The sequence below is a fragment of the Falsiroseomonas selenitidurans genome (assembly GCF_012103215.1).
Classification (GTDB): Bacteria; Pseudomonadota; Alphaproteobacteria; order Acetobacterales; family Acetobacteraceae; genus Falsiroseomonas; species Falsiroseomonas selenitidurans.
This window is the reverse complement of record NZ_JAAVNE010000055.1, coordinates 1-17,512: the sequence shown is the minus strand read 5'-3', so window position 1 is coordinate 17,512 and position 17,512 is coordinate 1. Positions and strand designations below refer to the sequence as shown.

Here is a 17,512-nt window from a genome sequence, read left to right as displayed (position 1 = left end):
GACATCGCCCCCTCCGGTGCTTGCAGTTGATGCCCGACGCCTCGTCATGTCAATCGCGATTTACGTCAATCGTCCTTGACACTGCCGAGGCTGGGCTTCTAGCCTCCCTGAACAAGACGGTACGGGGGGAGAAAGCGATGCGCAGGGATCTGGCCGAAATGGCCCTCATGCGCGGTTTTCCCGAAGTTTTCCCCCATCGCGGACGGCCGGCCAGGTGCATCGGTCGTCCTTGCGCGACAGCGGACTGCCTTTGACGGAGGGTTGTCAAGTCATGCTTACAACGAACGGCCTGTCCGGTCTGCTTGACGCCCTGGATGCCTCCCCCTGGGGGGCCACGACGGGGCGGCGGCGCGAGGCGGCGGCGCGGCGGCCGCTCTACACCGCGGAGCAGAGGCGGCGGCGCGACGCCACGCCCTGGACCCTGGTGCAGGGCGTCCTGGCGCCGGTGCAATTCGCCGTCTTCCTGGTCAGCCTGGGCCTGGTGCTGAACTTCCTGGCCACCGGCGACGGGCTGGCGGTGGCCACCGCCTCGATCGTGGTGAAGACGCTGCTGCTCTACACCATCATGGTGACCGGCTGCGTGTGGGAGAAGGTGGTCTTCGGCCGCTTCCTGTTCGCCCCCGCCTTCTTCTGGGAAGACGTCTTCAGCATGCTGGTGCTGGCGCTGCACACCGCCTATCTGGCGGCGCTGCTGACCGGCTTCGGCGATGCCAGCGGCCAGATGCTGCTGGCGCTCGCCGCCTACGCCGCCTACCTGATCAACGCCCTGCAATTCGTGCTGAAGCTGCGCAGCGCGCGGCTGGACGAGGCCCGGGCCGAACGCGGCGGCCTGGCGGCATGAGCCTGGCCCCCGCCCCCGCAGCAGGCTGCGCCGATGCGCCCGTGCTGCGGGAGCGTGGGCAGCGCGAGGTGTTCTGCGGCCTGACCGGCATCGTCTGGCTGCACCGCAAGATCCAGGACGCCTTCTTCCTGGTGGTCGGCAGCCGCACCTGTGCGCATCTGCTGCAATCCGCCGCCGGCGTGATGATCTTCGCCGAGCCGCGCTTCGCCACCGCCATCATCGATGAGCGCGACCTGGCCGGCCTGGCCGATTGCAATGCGGAGCTGGACCGCGTGGTGACGCGGCTGCTGGAACGCCGGCCGGACATCAAGCTGCTGTTCCTGGTGGGCTCCTGCCCCAGCGAGGTCATCAAGCTCGACCTTTCCCGCGCGGCGCAGCGGCTTTCCGCGCGCTTCATGCCGGAGGTCCGGGTGCTGAACTATTCGGGCAGCGGCATCGAGACCACCTTCACCCAGGGCGAGGATGCCTGCCTGGCGGCCCTGGTGCCGGAGATGCCGGCGGAGCCGGGCGCCGCGCGTTCCCTCCTCGTCGTCGGTGCGCTGGCGGAGGTGGTGGAGGACCAGTTCCTGCGCCTGTTCGCCGCCCTCGGTGTCGGGCCCGTGCGCTTCCTGCCGGCGCGCCGCGCCGCGGAACTGCCGGCGGTCGGCCCGGGCACGCGCTTCCTTCTGGCGCAGCCCTTCCTGGGCGACACCGCCCGCGCGCTGGAGGCGCGCGGCGCCGTGCGCATCCCGGCGCCCTTCCCGCTGGGTGTCGAGGGCACCATGGCCTGGCTCGGTGCCGCCGCGCAGGTCTGGGGCACGGCGCACCGGCTGGCGGAAGCCACCGCCGCGCCGGCCGGGCGGGCCCGCGCCGCGCTCGCGCGGATTCGCGAAAGCCTCGACGGACGCAGCATCTTCTTCTTTCCCGACAGCCAGCTGGAAATTCCGCTGGCGCGCTTCCTGGCGCGCGAGCTGGGCATGCGCCTGACCGAGGTGGGCACGCCCTACCTGCACCGCGCGCATCTGGCGGAGGAGCTGGCGATGCTGCCGGGCAACGCCACCCTGTCCGAGGGCCAGCATGTGGAGCGCCAGCTGGATCGCTGCCGCGCCTTGCGGCCGGACCTGACCGTGTGCGGCCTGGGCCTGGCCAATCCGCTGGAGGCGGAGGGTCTCGCCACGAAATGGTCGATCGAGCTGGTGTTCACGCCGATCCAGGGCTTCGACCAGGCGGCGGACCTCGCCGGCCTGTTCGCGCGGCCGCTGGCGCGCCGCGCGCGGCTGAAGGTGTAGCGCCATGCAGCTCGCGCTCTGGACCTATGAAGGCCCGCCCCATATCGGCGCGATGCGCATCGCCACCGCGATGCAAGGCGTGCACTACGTGCTCCACGCGCCGCAGGGCGATACCTACGCGGATTTGCTGTTCACCATGATCGAGCGGCGCGACCGCCGCCCGCCCGTCACCTACACCACCTTCCAGGCGCGCGACCTGGGCGGCGATACCGCCGGCCTGTTCCGCGACGCGGTGCTGGAGGCGCATGAGCGGTTCCGCCCGCAGGCGATGCTGGTGGGGTCCAGCTGCACGGCGGAGCTGATCCAGGACGATCCCGGCGGGCTGGCGAAGACGCTGGGTCTGCCCATCCCCGTGGTGCCGCTGGAACTGCCCGCCTATCAGCGCAAGGAAAACTGGGGAGCGGCGGAGACCTTCTACCAGCTGGTGCGTGCCTGCGCCGGCCCGCATGTGCCGAAGCCCGGCACCGGCCGCGCGCCGCGCGCGGAAGGCCGGGCGCCGAGCTGCAACATCCTCGGCGCCACCGCGCTCGGCTTCCGCCATCGCGACGACCTGCTGGAGGTGCGGAAGCTGCTCCTCGCGCTCGGCGTCGAGATCCGCGTGGTGGCGCCCTGGGGCGCGACGCCGGCCGACCTGGCGCAGCTGGGCGAGGCCGATTTCAACGTGGTCCTGTACCCGGAGATCGCCGGCCAGGCGGCCGCCTGGCTGCGCCGCAGCTTCGGCCAGCCGGCCACCACAGTGGTGCCGATCGGCACCGGCGCGACGCGTGACTTCGTGCAGGAAGTGGCCCGCCTGGCCGGCCTGCCGGCGACGCTGGCGGAGGAGGCGCTGCGCGCGCCCTGGTATGCGCGCTCCGTCGACAGCACCTACCTGACCGGCAAGCGCGTCTTCATCTTCGGCGATGCCACCCACGCCATCGCCGCCGCCCGCGTGGCGGCGGAGGAGATGGGGTTCGAGGTGGTTGGCCTCGGCAGCTATTCGCGCGAATTCGGCCGCGAAATGCGCGCCGCCGCCGCGCTGCACGGCGTGGAGGCGCTGATCACCGACGACTATCTGGAGGTGGAGGCACGGATCGCCGCGCTGCAGCCGGAACTGGTGCTCGGCACGCAGATGGAGCGCCATGTCGCCAAGCGACTCGGCATTCCCTGCGCGGTGATCTCGGCGCCGGTGCATGTGCAGGATTTCCCGGCGCGGCATTCGCCGCAGATGGGGATCGAAGGCGCCAACGTGCTGTTCGACAGCTGGGTCCATCCGCTGATGATGGGCCTGGAGGAACATCTGCTCGGCATGTTCCGCGAGGATTTCGAGTTCAACGACGCGGCGCAGCCCAGCCATCTGGGCGCCCCGTCACAGTCGGGCAGAGAGGCAGCGCCCGCCGCGCAGCCCATGCCCGTGCCCGCGGCGGAGACTCCCCACTCCGCCGCGGGCGCCCCTTTGCTCGCCTGGGTCCCGGATGCGGAGAAGGAGCTGCGCAAGATCCCCTTCTTCGTCCGCGGCAAGGCGCGCCGCAACACCGAGAAGTTCGCGCAGGAGCGCGGTATCGGCACCATCACGGTGGAAACGCTGTACGACGCGAAGGCGCATTTTTCGCGGTGAGGCATTCCCCTCGCCGCTGCACCGGAGGGCCTGATGCCTGAGGGTATGGGTTGGAGTGCGAAGACCACGATGCGGGTCGTCGTGGTCACCATGGACAGCCACCTGGCCGGCGCCATGATGCAGGCGCGCGAGGTGCTGCGGCGGGAAATCCCGGGGCTGGACCTGGTGGTGCATGCGGCGGATGAGTGGGGCACGGACCAGGCGGCGCTGGCCGCCTGCCATGCGGACATCGCGCGCGGCGACATCGTCATCGCCACCATGCTGTTCCTCGAGGACCACATCAACCTGGTGCTGCCGGCGCTGCGGGCGCGGCGCGATGCCTGCGATGCGATGGTGTGCTGCCTCTCGGCCGGGGAGGTGATGAAGCTGACGCGGCTGGGCCGCTTCGACATGGGCGCCGAGGCGCGCGGCGTGATGGGCCTGCTGAAGCGCCTGCGCGGCAGCAAGAAGGGCGCGGCCGCATCCGGCAAGGGCCAGATGAAGATGCTGCGGGAGCTGCCGAAGCTGCTGCGCTTCATCCCCGGCACGGCGCAGGATGTGCGGGTGTACTTCCTGGCGCTGCAATACTGGCTGGCAGGCAGCCAGGCGAATCTGGTGAACCTGGTGCGGCTGCTGGTGAACCGCTACGCCGCCGGCCCGCGCCAGGCGCTGGTCGGCACCCTGCAGGTGGACCCGCCGGTGGAGTATCCCGAGGTCGGGCTGTACCATCCGCTGATCCCCGGCCGCGTCACGGAACGCGTGGCGCAGCTGCCGGCGCGCGGCGTGCGCGGCACGGTGGGTCTGCTGATCATGCGGTCCTACGTTCTGGCGGGAAATGCCGCGCATTATGACGGCGTCATCGCCGCGCTGGAATCGCGCGGCCTGAACGTGGTGCCGGCCTTCGCCAGCGGGCTCGACAACCGCCCGGCGATCGAGGCCTTCTTCCTGCGGGACGGCGTGGCCAGGGTGGATGCGGTGGTGTCCCTCACCGGCTTCTCCCTGGTCGGCGGCCCCGCCTACAACGATGCGCGCGCAGCGGAGGCGATGCTCGCCACGCTGGACGTGCCCTACATCACCGCGCACCCGCTGGAATTCCAGACGATGCGGCAATGGGAAGCGGATCCGCGCGGCCTGCTGCCGGTGGAAGCCACGATGATGGTGGCGATCCCGGAGCTGGATGGCGGCATCCTGCCGATGACCTATGGCGGCCGCAGCGGCACGCTGCCGGATGGCACGCCGGGCAGCCGCGACATGGTCTGCTACAACGAACGCGCCGCCACCCTGGCCGGACGCGTGGCGCGGCTGGTGGCGCTGCGGCGCACGGCGCGGGCGGAGCGGCGCGTGGCGGCGGTGATCTTCAACTTCCCGCCCAATGCCGGCAACACCGGCACAGCGGCCTATCTCTCGGTGTTCCAGTCGCTGTTCAACACGCTGCGGGCGATGCGGGATGCCGGCTACACCGTGGCGCTGCCGGCGGATGCGGATGCGCTGCGCCGCGCGATCACGGAAGGCAATGCGGCGCAGTTCGGCGCCATCGCCAATGTCGCCGCGCGCATCTCCGCCGACGACCATGTGCGGCGGGAAGTGCACCTGGCGGAGATCGAGCGCGCCTGGGGCCCGGCGCCGGGCCGCGCGCAGTCCGACGGCGCCAACATCTTCGTGCTGGGCGCGCAGTTCGGCAATGTCTTCATCGGCGTGCAGCCCGGCTTCGGCTACGAGGGCGACCCGATGCGCCTGCTGTTCGAGCGCAGCTTCGCGCCGACACATGCCTTCAGCGCCTTCTACCGCTGGCTGCGGGAGGATTTCGGCGCCCAGGCGGTGCTGCATTTCGGCACCCATGGCGCGCTGGAATTCATGCCCGGCAAGCAGGCCGGCATGTCCGCCGCCTGCTGGCCGGACCGGCTGATCGGCGACCTGCCGAATTTCTACCTCTATGCCTCCAACAACCCGTCGGAGGGCATGCTGGCCAAGCGGCGCGCGGGCGCCACGCTGATCAGCTACCTGACCCCGCCGGTGGCCAGCGCCGGGCTGTATCGCGGGCTGCTGGACCTGAAGGCGACGCTGGACCGCTGGCGCGCGATGGAGCCGGACACGGACGCGGCCGTGCGCGCCGCGCTGGCCGAGCTGGTGCAGGCGCAGGCCGCCGCGGTGGACCTGGTGGCGGCCGAGCCCGGCTGGAGCGCGGCCGAGGCGCCGGCGCAGATCCAGCGCCTGGGCGCCGCGCTGCTGGAGCTGGAATACACGCTGATCCCGCACGGGCTGCATGTGGTGGGCGAAGTGGCGGATGCGGCGCAGCGGCGCGAGACGCTGGAAGCCGCCGGCGTGACGGACCCCGCGGAGTTCGCGCGGCTGGATGCGCTGATGGCGAAGGACCATGAGCTGCCTGCGATCCTGCATGCGCTGGATGGCGGCTATGTGCGCCCCGCGCCGGGCGGCGACCTGCTGCGCAGCACGGAAGTGCTGCCCACCGGGCGCAACCTGCACGGCTTCGACCCCTTCCGCATCCCCTCCGCCTTCGCGGTGCAGGATGGCGCGCGGCAGGCGGACCGGCTGCTGGCGCGGCACCGCGAGGATGGCGGGCGCCTGCCGGAGACGGTGGCGATCGTGCTGTGGGGCACGGACAACCTGAAGACCGAGGGCGGGCCGATCGCCCAGGCGCTGTGGCTGATGGGCGCCGCGCCGCGGCACGACAGCTACGGCCGCCTGGCCGGCGCGCAGCTGATCCCGCTGGCGCAGCTCGGCCGGCCGCGCATCGACGTGATGGTGACGCTCTCCGGCATCTTTCGCGACCTGCTGCCGCTGCAGGCGAAGCTGCTGGCGGAGGCCGCGCTGCTGGCCGCCAGCGCCGAGGAGCCGATCGAGGACAACTTCATCCGCAAGCATGCGCTGGCGCATCTGGCGCAGCATGGCGGGGAGATGGCGCAGGCGGCGCTGCGGGTCTTCGGCAATGCCGACGGTGCCTACGGCGCCAATGTGAACCAGATCCTCGACGCCGGGCTGTGGGAAGACGAGGACGAGCTGGCCGAGGCCTATGTGAAGCGCAAGGGCTACGCCTATGGCGTGGACGGCAAGGCGGCACGGCAGGACAAGGTGCTGTCCCAGCTGCTGGGCAGCGTGGAGGTCACCTACCAGAACCTCGACAGCATCGAGGTGGGGCTGACCACGATCGACCAGTACTTCGACACGCTGGGCGGCATGAGCCGCGCCGTGCGCCGGGCGCGCGGCGGCCGCGAGGCTTCGGTCTATGTCGGCGACCAGACGCGCGGCGAGGGCAAGGTGCGCAGCGTGGCCGAGCAGGTGGCGCTGGAGACCCGCACCCGCGCGCTGAACCCGAAATGGTTCGAGCCGCTGCTGGCGCATGGCTATGAAGGCGTGCGGCAGATCGAGGCGCAGGTGACCAACACCATGGGCTGGTCCGCCACCACCGGCCAGGTGGCACCCTGGATCTACCAGAACCTGGCGGAGACCTACATGCTGGATCCCGCCATGCGCGCCCGGCTGGCGGCGTTGAACCCCACCGCTTCCGCCAAGATCGCCGGCAGGCTGATCGAGGCGCAGGAACGGTCCTACTGGCAGCCGGACGCCGAGACCCTGGCCGCGCTGCGCCGCGCGGGCGAGGAGCTGGAGGATCGGCTGGAAGGCATTACCGAGGAGATGGCGGCATGACCGTGATCGTACGACCGCGGCCGGATGAGCGCCTGGTGGGCGACGGCGATGGCAGTGTGCAGGTGCACATGGCCGACCGCATCGAGGGGGCGAAGGTCTTCGCCGTCTACGGCAAGGGCGGCATCGGCAAGAGCACGACCAGTTCCAATCTTTCCGTCGCCTTCGCCAAGCTGGGCAAGCGCGTGCTGCAGATCGGCTGCGACCCGAAGCACGACAGCACCTTCACCCTGACCGGCCGCATGATCCCGACGGTGATCGACGTGCTGGACGGCGTCGGCTTCCATGCGGAGGAGTTGCGCGCCGAGGATTTCGTGGTGGAAGGCCGCCACGGCGTGATGTGCGTGGAAGCCGGCGGCCCGCCGGCGGGCACGGGCTGCGGCGGCTATGTGGTGGGCCAGACGGTGAAGCTGCTGAAGGAGCATCACCTGCTGGAGGATACCGACATCGTCATCTTCGACGTGCTGGGCGACGTGGTCTGCGGCGGCTTCGCCGCGCCGCTGCTGCATGCCGATCGCGGCGTGATCGTCGCGGCGAATGATTTCGACAGCATCTTCGCGATGAACCGCATCGTTGCCGCCATCAGGGCCAAGGCGCAGAACTACGGCGTGCGGCTGGGCGGCGTGATCGTCAACCGGTCCCGCGATACCGACCAGATCCAGAAATACAACGACGCCACCGGCATGAAGATGCTGGCGCACCTGCCGGACCTGGACGTGATCCGCCGCTCCCGCCTCAAGAAGGCGACGCTGTTCGACATGGAAAGCTCGCCGGAGGTGGATGCGGTGTGCGATGAATACCTGCGCCTCGCTGCCGGGCTGCTGGCCGGTGTCACGCCACTGGACGCGACGCCGCTGAAGGACCGGGAAATCTTCGACCTGCTGGGGTATGACTGACATGCCCACCGCCACCTACGCGACCCGCCGCGGCGAGCTGGAGACCTATTTCGACCGCACCGCGGTGCAGGCCTGGGAACGCCTGACCTCGGACGCGCCGGTCAGCGGCATCCGCGCCACGGTGCGCGCCGGGCGCGACGCGATGCGCGGCCGCCTGCTGTCCTGGCTGCCGCCGGATCTGCGCGGCAAGCGCGTGCTGGATGCCGGCTGCGGCACCGGCGCGCTGGCCGTGGAAGCGGCGCGGCGCGGCGCGGAAGTGGTGGCGGTGGACATCTCGCCCCGGCTGGTCGCGCTGGGGCAGGACCGCGCGGCGGGGCAGCACGGCGCGGGCCGCGTCAGCTTCCATGTCGGTGACATGCTGGACCCTGCCTTCGGCCGCTTCGACCATGTGGTCGGCATGGATTGCCTGATCCACTACAAGCCGGCCGATGTGCTGCGCGCGCTGGCCGGCCTGGCGGCGCGGACGGAGCGCAGCATCCTGTTCACCTTCGCCCCGCGCACCGCCTTCCTGATGGCCTTCCTGGTTGTCGGCCGGCTGGTGCCGCGCGGCGACCGCTCGCCGGCCATCGTGCCGGTGGCGGAAGCGCGGCTGCGCCGGATGGTGCAGGCCGATCCGGCCATGACGGGCTGGCACCCGGTGCGCACGCACCGCGTGGCCAGCGGCTTCTACACCTCCCAGGCGCTGGAACTGGTGCGCCGATGAGCCGCCCGGGCCGCATCATCCGCCTCTGGCAGGGCCTCGGCCCGCATCTGCTCCCCTTCGCCAGCGCGACGTCGGAGCGGCTGCCGATGGCGCGGCTGCTGCGGCTGGCGCTGTTCCAGATCTCCTGCGGCATGGCGGCGGTGCTGCTGGTGGGCACGCTGAACCGCGTGATGATCGTGGAGTTGCATGTGCCGGCCTGGCTGGTGGCCAGCATGGTCGCGCTGCCGCTGGTCTTCGCGCCGGCGCGCGCGCTGATCGGCTACAAGTCGGACACCTACAAGTCGCTGCTCGGCTGGAAGCGCGTGCCCTATCTGTGGCTCGGCACCATTATCCAGTTCGGCGGGTTGGCGATGATGCCCTTCGCGCTGCTGGTGCTGTCCGGCGACACCTGGGCCGAGCCCTGGGCCGGGCAGATGGCGGCCGCCATCGCCTTCCTGATGACCGGCGCGGGCATGCACATGGTGCAGACCGTGGGCCTGGCGCTGGCCACGGACCTGACGCCGCGCGACCAGCAGCCGAATGTGGTGGCGATGCTCTCCGCCATGCAGCTGGTCGGCATGGTGCTGTCGGCGCTGGTGTTCGGTGCGCTGCTGGCGGATTTCTCGCAGTTGCGGCTGATCCAGGTGGTGCAGGGCGCGGCGGCGCTGACGCTGGTGCTGAACCTGGTCGCCGCCTGGCAGCAGGAAGTGCGCGACCCGTCCCGCACCGCGCCGGGCGATGCGCCGGAGCCGGGGTTCATCGAGGCGTTCCGCGCGCTGCGGCGCAGCGGCCCGTGGAATCGCCGGCTGCTCGGTGCCGGGCTCGGCACCGCCGGCTTCACCATGCAGGACGTGCTGCTGGAGCCCTATGGCGGGCAGATCCTGGGCCTCTCCGTGGGCGCCACCACGGCGCTGTCCGCGCTGCTGGCCGGTGGTGCGGTGCTGGGCTTCCTGCGCGCCGCGCGGCGGCTGGGGCAGGGGCTGGACCCGCACATGGTCGCCGGCCATGGCGCGCTGTTCGGCATTGCCGGCTTCACCGTGGTCATCTTCTCGGGCGCCATCGGCAGCGGTGCGCTGTTCGCCGCCGGCGTGGCGCTGATCGGCTTCGGCGCCGGCCTGTTCGGCCATGCGACGCTGACGGCCTGCATGGCCGCGGCACCGGCCGACAAGGTGGGCCTCGCGCTCGGCGTCTGGGGCGCGGTGCAGGCGAGCGCGGCCGGCGGCGCCATCGCGCTCGGCGGCGCGCTGCGCGACCTGCTGTCCAGCCTGGCCGAAGCCGGCGCGCTGGGCGAGGGCCTGGCGCAGGCCGCAACCGGCTATGTCGGCATCTACCTGATCGAGATCGCGCTGCTGTTCGTCACCCTTGCCGTGGTCGGCCCGCTGGTGCGCGGCCGCGGCCTGCCCAATGCCCACCACGCCGCCGGCCTTGCCGGTCCGGCACCCGTCTGAGAAGGAGGAGGCTGCCATGCCCGGCGCACATCAATTCGTTCCCTTGGATCTGGCGGCGGGGCTGCTCTACGCCTTCTTCGCCTTCTTCCTGGTTCTGGTCTTCTGGCTGAACCGGGAGAGCAAGCGGGAAGGCTATCCGCTGGTCTCCGACCGGCCCGACCGGCCGCTGACGGCGCCGATCCAGGGCTTCCCTGGCGTACCGCCGCTGAAGGTCTTCAAGCTGAAGCACCACCACCCGGAACGCGCGCCGGAACGCGACCTGTCGGCCGTGGCCTATGCCGTGGACCGTCAGCCGGGCTCGCCCATCGTCCCTTCGGGCGATGCGATGCGCGACGGCGTGGGCCCCGCCGCCTGGGCGGAACGGGCCGACATCCCGGACCTCGCCTTCGATGACGACGCGCCGAAGATCGTGCCGCTGCGCGCCGCCCCCGGCTTCAGCCTCAACGAGTCGGATCCCGACCCGCGCGGCAAGCCGGTGATCACGCTGGATGGCAGGATTGCCGGCGTGGCCGTGGATCTCTGGGTCGACCGCTCCGACATGCTGCTGCGCTACATCGAGGTGGAGGCCACGGGCACGGCGCGGCGCGTGCTGGTGCCGATGTTCCTGGCCACCATCAACGATGCCGGCACGGTGCGCGTGGTGTCCGTCACCGCGGAGCAGCTGGCCGCCGCGCCGGGCCTGGCGAAGCCGGAGCAGATCACGCTGCTGGAGGAGGACAAGGTGGCGGCCTATTTCGGCGGCGGGCATTTCTACGCCACGCCCGAGCGCAGCGAGCCGCTGCTGTGAGCGCGCGCGCCGTCATCGCCGAGCATGATGCGGAGCCGGTGCCGGGTCTGCCCGGGCCGCTGCCGGCGGGCGAGACCATCCTGTGGCAGGGCGCGCCGGAATGGCGGGGCCTGGCACGGCGGGCACTGCATGTGCGCGGCATCGCGCTGTATTTCGGCGCGCTGGCGCTGCTGCGCGGCGTGGAGCTGAGCAGCGGTGGCGCCGCGCCGCTGGAGGCCGCGCTGGGTGCGCTGCTGCTGGTGGCGATCGGCGGCGTGCCGGTGGCGCTGCTGCTGCTGTTCGCCGGGCTGGCGGCGCGCAGCACGCTGTACACCATCACCTCGCGCCGCATCGTGCTGCGCGCCGGCGTGGCGCTGCCGATGACGATCAACATCCCCTTCGCGGTGATCGGCAGCGCCGGCGTGGCGCGGCATGCCGACGGCACGGGGGATCTGGTGGTGGCCATCATGCCGCCGCACCGGGTTTCCTGGCTGGCGCTGTGGCCGCATGTGCGCAGCTTCCGGCTGGCGCGGCCGGAGCCGATGCTGCGGGCGCTGAAGGATGCGGATGTGGCGGCGCAGGTGCTGTCGCGCGCCCTGGCGGCGGCGGCTTCGGTGCCGGTGCCTGCGCTGGATGACGCGGTGCCGCAGCGCGCCCCGGGCCGGGCGGAGGCGATGGCCTGACATGGCACAGGCGCTGCAAACCCCCGGCTTCCTCCGCCGGCCCGCGCTGGCGGGTGGCCTGCTGGTGCTGGCGACGCTGGTGCTGGTGGTGGCGCCACCCATCCTGCCGCCGCAGCAGGCGGAAGCGCCTTCGGTTGCGCTGGCGCAGCGCGACCTGCATTTTGCCGACCGTGCCGATGGCGCGGTGGTGGTGACCGATGCTGCGACGGGGCGGGAGGTGACGCTGATCGCCCCCGGCCAGGGCGGCTTCGTGCGCGGCACGCTGCGCGGCCTGGTGCGCGAAAGGCGACGGGAGGAGGCGGGCCGTGAGGCGCCCTTCCGCCTGACGGCCTGGCATAACGGGCAACTGACCCTGCAGGACCGGGCAACCGGCCGCCTGCTGGACCTGACGGGCTTCGGCCAGACCAATGCGGAGGCCTTCCTAAGCTTTCTATCAACCAAGGAGTGACCAGGATGAACGGCCGCTGGGGAGTGGGCCGGGCGATCTTCGGTGGCAATGAGACCTTCGAAGTGCCCTGTACGGTTGAAATCGAGAGGACGGCGGACAGCTTCCATGCCTATGCGGTGCCGGAAGGCGTGTTCCTTCGGCCGGGCGACCAGGTGGTGGTCCATGGCACGCCGGGCCATGTCGCCTTCGGCGAGATCATGCGCTTCGAGACACGCGCCACGGTCCACCGCGCCGGCCCGCTGACGCGGCTGTGGACGCAATGGGTGGCGATCTTCGAACTGACGGAACTCTATCACTGCGGCTTCGAGCCGAAGGAGGCCGTGGCATGGAACGCCTGATCCTGGATGGCCCCGCGGTCGCCGAGCCGGCGGTCGCCGCAGGCATGACCCCGGGCGGGCGCCCGGACGCGGATGGTGTCGCCACCAAGATGGCTTTGACCGAAACGGTGCTCTCGCCGCGCTTCTACACCACCGACTTCGACGCCATGGACCGCATCAGCATCGAGCCCGTGCGCCAGCAATGGGATGCGATGATGGCGGAATTCCACGCCGATCCGAACAAGGGGCACTTCACCCGCACGGCGGAGTTCGACCAGTTCGACATCAAGGCGCTGCCGGAGCCGCTGCAGAAGGAATTGCTGGAATTCCTGGTCAGCTCCGTCACCGCCGAATTCTCCGGCTGCGTGCTGTATGCGGAAATCCGCAAGCGCGTCACCAACCCGGACATGAAGGACATCTTCGGCGTGATGGCGCGCGATGAAAGCCGCCATGCCGGCTTCATCAACGATGCCCTGAAGGATGTGGGCGTCGGCGTCGACCTCGGCTTCCTGACCAAGGCGAAGAAGTACCACTACTTCCAGCCGAAATTCATCTTCTACGCCACCTATCTGAGCGAGAAGATCGGCTACGCCCGCTACATCACCATCTTCCGCCAGTTCGAGCGGCATCCGGAGCTGCGCTTCCACCCGATCTTCAAGTGGTTCGAGAACTGGTGCAACGACGAGTTCCGCCATGGCGAGGCCTTTGCCCTGCTGATGCGCGCCAACCCGCATCTGCTCTCGGGCGCCAATGTCTACTGGGTGCGCTTCTTCCAGTTGGCGGTCTTCGCCACGATGTATGTGCGCGACCATGCGCGGCCGGAATTCCACAAGGCGCTGGGCATGACGCCGACGGAATACGACATGCGCGTCTTCCGCATCACCGAGGAGATCTGCCGCCAGGTCTTCCCGGCGACGCTGGACGTGGACAACCCCGCCTTCCTGCGTGGCCTGGAGCGGCTGCGCAGGCTGGGCGAGGGTATCGCCGCGGCGAAGGCGCAGGGCGGCGTGCTGGGCGGGATCAAGCGCGCGGCGCTGTCCGCCGCCGCGGCCGCTGCCTTCGCCCGCCTGTACCTGCTGCCGCCGCGCCGCCAGGCGCTGCCTGCGGACCCGCGCCTGCAGCCGGCCTGGTGAGATGATGGAACACGGTCTGCCCGCGCTGTTCACGCTGTTCCTGTGGTGGTTCAGCACGGGCGTGATCCTGTACCTGGACGGGTTGCGGCGGGAGACCTTCCGCTGGACCATGCTGGGCGCCACCACGCTGCTGCTGGTGGCGCTGGCCGGGCTGCATGCCGTGGCGTGGGACACCACCGCGCGCGGCGCCTATCTCGGCTTCGTCTTCGGCCTGCTGGCCTGGGCCTGGATCGAGACCGCCTTCCTCACCGGCCTGGTCACCGGCCCGCGGCGCAGTGCCTGCCCGCCGGGTGCGCGCGGCTGGGTGCGGCTGCGGGCGGCGATCGCCGCGGTGCTGTGGCACGAATTGGCCATCATGGCCGGCGCCGCCGCCATCGCGCTGGCCAGCTGGGGCGGGTCGAACCGCATCGGCCTGTGGACCTTCCTGGCCTTCTGGGCGATGCGGCAGAGCGCCAAGCTCAATGTCTTCCTGGGCGTGCGGAACCTGGCGGAATCCTTCCTGCCGGACCACCTGCGCTACCTGGAAAGCTTCTTCCGCCGGCGGCGGATGAATGCGCTGTTGCCGCTTTCCGTCCTGGCGGGCGGCCTGGCGGTGGTGCAACTGGCGCAGGTGGCGCTGGCGCCGGGCGCCACGCCGCATGAGGTCGCGGGCTATTCGCTGCTGGCGTCGCTGGTGGCGCTCGGCGTGCTGGAGCATATCTTCATGGTCATGCCGGTTCCGGCGGATGCGCTATGGCGCTGGGGCCTCGCCTCACGCAAGCAGCCTTCGGCACCGGTGCCATGACACAGGGCGGAAGAAGCGGGTCGTGCCCGCCAGGCGCCACGGAACGATCGGCCACAGGGGGACCGCAATGAACTACGAATCCTTCTTCCGCGCGCAGCTGGACGGCCTGCGCCGCGAAGGGCGCTACCGGGTCTTTGCCGATATCGAACGCCAGGCCGGCAGCTTCCCCCGTGCCACGCGGCACCGCAACGGCCGCACCAGCGAGGTGACGGTCTGGTGTTCCAACGATTATCTCGGCATGGGTCAGCACCCGAAGGTGCTGGCGGCGATGCATGCGGCGCTGGACAAGCACGGCGCCGGCGCCGGCGGTACGCGCAACATCTCCGGCACCAACCACGAGCATGTGCTGTTGGAACGCGCCCTGGCGCGGCTGCATGGCACCGAGGACGCGCTGCTGTTCAACTCCGGCTACATGTCCAACTGGGCGTCGCTGTCCACGCTGGGTGCGCGCATGCCGGGCTGCGTCATCGTCTCGGACGAAATGAACCACGCCTCGATGATCGAGGGCATGCGCCATTCCCGCGCCCAGCGCCGCATGTTCCGCCACAACGACCTGGCGGATCTGGAGCGCGTGCTGGCGGAGATCGACCCGGCGGCGCCGAAGCTGGTCGCCTTCGAGAGCGTCTATTCCATGGATGGCGACATCGCCCCGATCGCCGCCATCTGCGACATTGCCGACAAATACGGCGCCATGACCTATTGCGACGAGGTGCACGGCGTCGGCCTGTACGGGCCCAATGGCGGCGGCATCACGGACCGCGACGGCGTGGCGCATCGCCTGACCGTCATCGAGGGAACGCTGGCCAAGGCCTTCGGCGTGATCGGCGGCTACATCGCGGGTTCCGCCGCCATGTGCGACTTCGTGCGCAGCTTCGCCTCCGGCTTCATCTTCTCCACCGCCCTGCCGCCGGCCATCGCGGCCGGGGCGCGCGCCTCCATCGAGCATCTGATGGCGAGCGACGTGGAACGGCAGCAGCTGCATGAACGCGCGGCGACGCTGCGGCGGCGGCTGGATGCGGTGGGCGTGCCGCACCTCGACAACCCCAGCCACATCGTGCCGGTGATGGTGGGCGACCCGGTGGTGTGCAAGACGATCAGCGACATCCTGCTGGACGAGCATGGCGTCTATGTGCAGCCGATCAACTACCCCACCGTGCCGCGTGGCACGGAACGGCTGCGGATCACGCCCGGGCCGGTGCACAGCGATGCGGACATGGACCATCTGGTGCAGGCGCTGTCCGACATCTGGGCCCAGTTCAGCCTGCAAAGGGCAGCGTGATGGATCTCGGGCCTGCCGGCCTGGCGCGGCTGCGGACGGCGCGCCCGGTCTTCCCCTTCGCGGCGATCGTGGGGCAGGAGGAGATGAAGCTGGCCCTGCTGATCGCCGCGGTGGATCCCGGCATCGGCGGCGTGCTGGTGTTCGGCGACCGCGGCACCGGCAAATCCACCGCAGTGCGGGCGCTGGCGGCGCTGTTGCCGCCGATGCAGGCGGTGGCCGGCTGCCGCTTCGGCTGCGACCCGGCCCGCCCGGCGGAATTGTGCGAGGCCTGCCGCATGGCCGGCGAATTGCCGGTGGCAACGGTGCCGGTGCCGGTGGTGGACCTGCCGCTGGGCGCGACGGAAGACCGCGTCGCCGGCGCGCTGGATATCGAGCGCGCCCTGGCGCATGGCGAGAAGGCCTTCGAGCCCGGGCTGCTGGCCCGCGCGCATCGCGGCTTCCTGTACATCGACGAGGTGAACCTGCTGGAGGACCACCTGGTGGACCTGCTGCTGGATGTCGCGGCCTCCGGTGAGAATGTGGTGGAGCGCGAGGGCATCAGCATCCGCCATCCCGCGCGCTTCGTGCTGGTGGGCAGCGGCAATCCGGAGGAAGGCGAGCTGCGGCCGCAATTGCTGGACCGCTTCGGGCTTTCCGTGGAAGTGCGCACGCCCACCGACCTGAAGCTGCGGGTGGAGGTGATCCGCCGCCGCGATGCCTTCGAGCGTGACCCGCACGCCTTCATCACGGGGTGGGAGGCGGAGGCGGAGGCGATCCGCGACCGTATCCTGGCTGCCCGCGCCTGCCGCCCCGCCGTGCCGGATTCGGTGCTGGAGGATGCGGCGCGGCTGTGCATGGCGCTCGGCACGGATGGGCTGCGCGGGGAACTCACGCTGATGCGCGCCGCCCGTGCCCTGGCGGCGCTGGAGGGCGAGGCGGAGGTCGGCACCACGCATCTGCGCCGCATCGCCGCGCCGGCGCTGCGCCACCGCCTGCGCCGCAACCCGCTGGATGAGGCGGTGGCCACCACGCGGGTGGATCGCGCGGTGGCGGAGCTGTTCGGCCCGTGACGCCGGGCGCGGAGCCATCGGTGGACTCCGCGCGGGCGGACCAGGGCCTGGCCGCGCTGCTGCTGGCGGTGGACCCGGCCGGGCTTGGCGGCGCCGTGCTGCGCGGCCCGCCGGGGCCGGGGCGCGATGCCTGGCTGGCGCGGCTGCGCACGGCGCTGCCCGCCGATGTCCCCTGGCGCCGCCTGCCGCCCGGCATTCCGGACAGCCGCCTGCTGGGCGGGCTGGACCTTGCGGCGACCCTGGCCAGTGGCCGGCGCGTGGCCGAACGCGGCGTGCTGGCGGCGGCCGATGGCGGCGTGGTGGTGGCCGCGATGGCGGAGCGGATGGAACGCAGCCTGGCGGCGAAGCTCTGCGCGGCGCTGGATGACGGCACGGTTTCCGTGCAGCGCGACGGCTTCGGCCAGACCCACTTGGCGCGCTTCGCCCTGCTGGCGCTGGATGAGGGCGCGGCGGCCGAGGAAGCCGCGCCGGCGGCGCTGGCGGATCGGCTCGCCTTCCACCTGGACCCCGATTTCGCGCCCGAAGGGGCGATGCCCGATGCCGCCGCGGCGCGCGCCAGGCTGGCCGGTGTCGCGGTGCCGCCGGCGCTGGCAGAGGCGCTGTGCGGCGCGGCCCTGGCCTTCGGCATTGCCTCGCTCCGCGCGCCGCTGCTGGCGCTGCGCGCCGCCCGCGCCGCCGCCGC

Annotated in this window: 15 protein-coding genes and 1 pseudogene; all 16 read left to right on the top strand. The window is 71.1% G+C overall.

Annotated elements, in window-relative coordinates; all coding sequences use genetic code 11:
- Positions 1–271 precede the first annotated feature (271 nt).
- Positions 272–841 (top strand): 2-vinyl bacteriochlorophyllide hydratase, encoded by a 570-nt coding sequence (gene bchF, locus HEQ75_RS23360; RefSeq protein WP_168034538.1) that lies wholly within the window; start codon positions 272–274, stop codon positions 839–841.
- Positions 838–2,109 carry a ferredoxin:protochlorophyllide reductase (ATP-dependent) subunit N gene (locus HEQ75_RS23355; RefSeq protein WP_168034537.1) on the top strand — a complete coding sequence of 424 codons (1,272 nt, stop codon included), beginning with the start codon at positions 838–840 and terminating at the stop codon, positions 2,107–2,109. The genes bchF and HEQ75_RS23355 overlap by 4 nt, the downstream gene beginning before the upstream one ends.
- Positions 2,110–2,113: 4 nt before the next feature.
- The gene (bchB, locus tag HEQ75_RS23350; protein ID WP_168034536.1) at positions 2,114–3,703 is read left to right on the top strand and encodes a ferredoxin:protochlorophyllide reductase (ATP-dependent) subunit B; all 1,590 of its coding nucleotides are present in this window, start codon (positions 2,114–2,116) and stop codon (positions 3,701–3,703) included.
- 33 nt (positions 3,704–3,736) lie between these two features.
- Positions 3,737–7,348, top strand: a complete 3,612-nt coding sequence (locus tag HEQ75_RS23345) for a magnesium chelatase subunit H (protein ID WP_168034535.1) — start codon at positions 3,737–3,739, stop codon at positions 7,346–7,348.
- Complete coding sequence (gene bchL, locus HEQ75_RS23340) at positions 7,345–8,241, top strand: ferredoxin:protochlorophyllide reductase (ATP-dependent) iron-sulfur ATP-binding protein (protein WP_168034534.1); 897 nt, start codon at positions 7,345–7,347, stop codon at positions 8,239–8,241. Before HEQ75_RS23345 ends, bchL begins: the two co-directional genes overlap by 4 nt.
- Before the next feature lies 1 nt (position 8,242).
- Positions 8,243–8,944 (top strand): magnesium protoporphyrin IX methyltransferase, encoded by a 702-nt coding sequence (gene bchM, locus HEQ75_RS23335; RefSeq protein ID WP_168034533.1) that lies wholly within the window; start codon positions 8,243–8,245, stop codon positions 8,942–8,944.
- Complete coding sequence (locus HEQ75_RS23330) at positions 8,941–10,371, top strand: PucC family protein (protein WP_168034532.1); 1,431 nt, start codon at positions 8,941–8,943, stop codon at positions 10,369–10,371. Before bchM ends, HEQ75_RS23330 begins: the two co-directional genes overlap by 4 nt.
- A gap of 16 nt (positions 10,372–10,387) precedes the next feature.
- The gene (gene puhA, locus HEQ75_RS23325) at positions 10,388–11,158 is read left to right on the top strand and encodes a photosynthetic reaction center subunit H (RefSeq protein ID WP_168034531.1); all 771 of its coding nucleotides are present in this window, start codon (positions 10,388–10,390) and stop codon (positions 11,156–11,158) included.
- Complete coding sequence (gene puhB / locus HEQ75_RS23320; protein ID WP_168034530.1) at positions 11,155–11,820, top strand: photosynthetic complex putative assembly protein PuhB; 666 nt, start codon at positions 11,155–11,157, stop codon at positions 11,818–11,820. Before puhA ends, puhB begins: the two co-directional genes overlap by 4 nt.
- Position 11,821: 1 nt before the next feature.
- The gene (puhC, locus tag HEQ75_RS23315) at positions 11,822–12,268 is read left to right on the top strand and encodes a photosynthetic complex assembly protein PuhC (RefSeq protein WP_168034529.1); all 447 of its coding nucleotides are present in this window, start codon (positions 11,822–11,824) and stop codon (positions 12,266–12,268) included.
- 5 nt (positions 12,269–12,273) lie between these two features.
- On the top strand, positions 12,274–12,606 hold the full coding sequence (locus HEQ75_RS23310) for a hypothetical protein (RefSeq protein ID WP_168034528.1): 333 nt from the start codon (positions 12,274–12,276) through the stop codon (positions 12,604–12,606).
- A complete protein-coding gene (gene acsF, locus HEQ75_RS23305) occupies positions 12,594–13,718 on the top strand; it encodes a magnesium-protoporphyrin IX monomethyl ester (oxidative) cyclase (protein WP_235962074.1) in 1,125 nt (374 codons plus the stop codon). Before HEQ75_RS23310 ends, acsF begins: the two co-directional genes overlap by 13 nt.
- A 4-nt stretch (positions 13,719–13,722) precedes the next feature.
- Positions 13,723–14,502: a putative photosynthetic complex assembly protein PuhE gene (gene puhE / locus HEQ75_RS23300; protein ID WP_209318731.1), complete on the top strand. Its 780-nt coding sequence runs from the start codon at positions 13,723–13,725 to the stop codon at positions 14,500–14,502.
- A 67-nt stretch (positions 14,503–14,569) separates the two neighbouring features.
- On the top strand, positions 14,570–15,781 hold the full coding sequence (gene hemA / locus HEQ75_RS23295) for a 5-aminolevulinate synthase (RefSeq protein ID WP_168034526.1): 1,212 nt from the start codon (positions 14,570–14,572) through the stop codon (positions 15,779–15,781).
- Entirely contained in the window at positions 15,781–16,830 is a 1,050-nt protein-coding gene (gene bchI / locus HEQ75_RS23290) for a magnesium chelatase ATPase subunit I (protein ID WP_168034525.1), read from the top strand. The genes hemA and bchI overlap by 1 nt, the downstream gene beginning before the upstream one ends.
- A 20-nt stretch (positions 16,831–16,850) precedes the next feature.
- Positions 16,851–17,512 (top strand): annotated as a pseudogene (locus HEQ75_RS23285) (AAA family ATPase); the annotation flags it as partial.